Below are 2,411 nucleotides of genomic sequence, written 5' to 3'. Positions count from 1 at the left end.
ATTTAGTATAGAGCCTGAAAAGGAAGGAAAAAGACTGCGTAATCGCAGCCTTCCCTGAGAACAATTTATCGGTTTAATAAACTTCCTACATATTGGAGCAACTCGTTCGCTGACGTCGAATTGTAGCCATATTCATCAATTAAGCGAGCTACGACTTCGTTAACTTTCTTTAGTTGTTGTTCATCCGGCGTCTTGGTGGACGTTGTAATTTTTACGACATCTTTTAAATCAGCAAACAATTTCTTTTGAATCGCTTCTCTTAATCGATCATGCGAATTGTAGTCAAATCGTTTTCCTTTGCGTGCATAGGCCGAGATGCGGATTAAAATTTCTTCCCGGAACGCTTTTTTTGCATTTTCAGAAATACCGATTTGCTCTTCAATCGAACGCATTAATTTTTCATCAGGATTAATTTCTTCTCCAGTTAACGGATCGCGGAGCTTCGCCTTGTTACAATAAGCTTCCACGTTGTCTAAGTAGTTATCCATTAACGTTTTTGCAGACTCTTCATAGGAGTAAACGAACGCTTTTTGCACTTCTTTTTTCGCAATTTCGTCGTATTCTTTACGTGCAAGTGAAATAAAGTTCAAATATTTTTCTTTGAGCTCTTGCGTAATAGAAGGATGTTGGTCTAATCCTTCTTTTAGTGAACGCAATACATCTAGGGCGTTTATGGAATGTATTTCTTTTCGGATAATCGTAGAAGAAATTCGGTTAATCACATATCGTGGGTCAATACCGCTCATTCCTTCATCTGGATACTCTTTTTTCAATTCTTCTACGTCAGTCGAATTAAACCCTTCGACACTTTCTCCGTCATACAGGCGCATCTTCTTAATTAAATCAATATCGCCCCGTTTCGGTTCTTTTAGACGAGTTAAGATGGTAAACATCGCCGCCACGCGCAACGTATGCGGAGCAATATGCACATCCGCTACATCGCTTTCTTTAATCATTTTTTCGTAAATTTTTTCTTCATCTGATAACTTTAAGTTATACGGAATCGGCATAACGATAATCCGAGAATGCAACGCTTCATTTTTCTTATTTGAAATAAACGAACGATACTCGGTTTCATTCGTATGAGCGACAATGAGCTCATCCGCTGAAATGAGTGCAAAGCGTCCAGCTTTAAAATTTCCTTCTTGTGTAAGCGAAAGCAAGTGCCATAAAAACTTTTCATCACATTTTAACATTTCTTGGAATTCCATAATTCCTCGGTTTGCTTTGTTTAGCTCACCGTCAAATCGATATGCTCGAGGATCGGATTCAGATCCGTACTCAGCAATCGTTGAAAAGTCAATACTGCCTGTTAAATCGGCAATATCTTGTGATTTTGGATCAGATGGACTAAATGTTCCAATACCGACACGTTTATCTTCTGAGAAGAAAATACGTTCAACCATGACATCTTCAATACGTCCGCCATACTCTTGTTCCAAACGCATCATGTTTAATGGTGATAAATTCCCTTCGATTCGCACCCCGTACTGTTTGTAAAAATCATCACGTAAATGATGTGGAATCAAATGGAGTGGGTCTTCATGCATCGGACATCCTTTAATTGCGTAAATCGCTCCTTGATCCGTTCGTGTATACGCCTCTAGGCCACGCTTTAACAACGTAACTAACGTTGACTTACCGCCGCTCACTGGCCCCATTAATAGTAAAATGCGTTTCCTGACATCGAGTCGTTTCGCTGCTGGATGAAAATATTCTTCCACTAAACGTTCCAACGCTTCTTCCAAACCGAACAATTGTTGACTAAAAAATTTGTATCGTTTTTTTCCATCAACTACTTCGTATCCGGCATCTTTGATCATATTATATACCCTTGAATGCGCCGACTGTGCAACCCACGGCTTTTGTTTGACAATCTCTAAATATTGAGCAAACGTGCCTTCCCATTTCAATCTTTCTTCGGTTTCACGAAATTGTTCAATCCTTTTTAAAATATCCATGAGGACCTCCCCCTGAGCCTTATTGAGCAACGATTATTACAATATTTATGCGGGGAGTTGGCTAATGATGATTAATCAAGACAAGGATTTTCGAATAATAACATTGTCACCGAATTGCCAGAAAAAAATCATGAGACATCATTCACACTGCTTTCCCTTTTGGATATAATAAAAATAGTGTTCGTTTGTCCTAATGAAGAAAAAGGAGGCTTACATACATGGGTACATTCTTAATTTTAGGTGTATGTGTAGCGTTTCTTGCTGCGATTTTCACAGCAGGTTACAACGACAAACCAGGTGTTCATAAGTAAATGAACTCGAGCTGCTGAATGAATCAGCAGCTTAATTTTTTATGTCAAGGACATTTTGCGCTTAATACTCTTATTTTTAGGCTCTACCCAGAAATAACTGTGGATAACTTTAGTTTTGATTTTTAGCAAGTTATTCACA

The 2,411-nt window shown here is 38.5% G+C and carries 1 protein-coding gene; it reads right to left on the bottom strand.

Annotated elements, in window-relative coordinates:
• Window positions 1–65: 65 nt before the first annotated feature.
• Window positions 66–1,961 carry a PrkA family serine protein kinase gene (locus ABES52_RS16410; RefSeq protein ID WP_429652392.1) on the bottom strand — a complete coding sequence of 632 codons (1,896 nt, stop codon included), beginning with the start codon at window positions 1,959–1,961 and terminating at the stop codon, window positions 66–68.
• Window positions 1,962–2,411: the final 450 nt, after the last annotated feature.

It is taken from the genome of Aeribacillus pallidus (genome assembly GCF_050478865.1).
In the GTDB taxonomy this organism is placed as follows: domain Bacteria; phylum Bacillota; class Bacilli; order Bacillales; family JACDOC01; genus JACDOC01.
Note: the sequence above shows the minus strand (reverse complement) of the source record. Positions and strands in the feature narration are given on the sequence as shown.

Coding starts and splice junctions, on each gene's coding strand:
- ABES52_RS16410 (WP_429652392.1), bottom strand. CDS start 1,961: ATGGATATTTTAAAAAGGATTGAACAATTTCGTGAAACCGAAGAAAGA.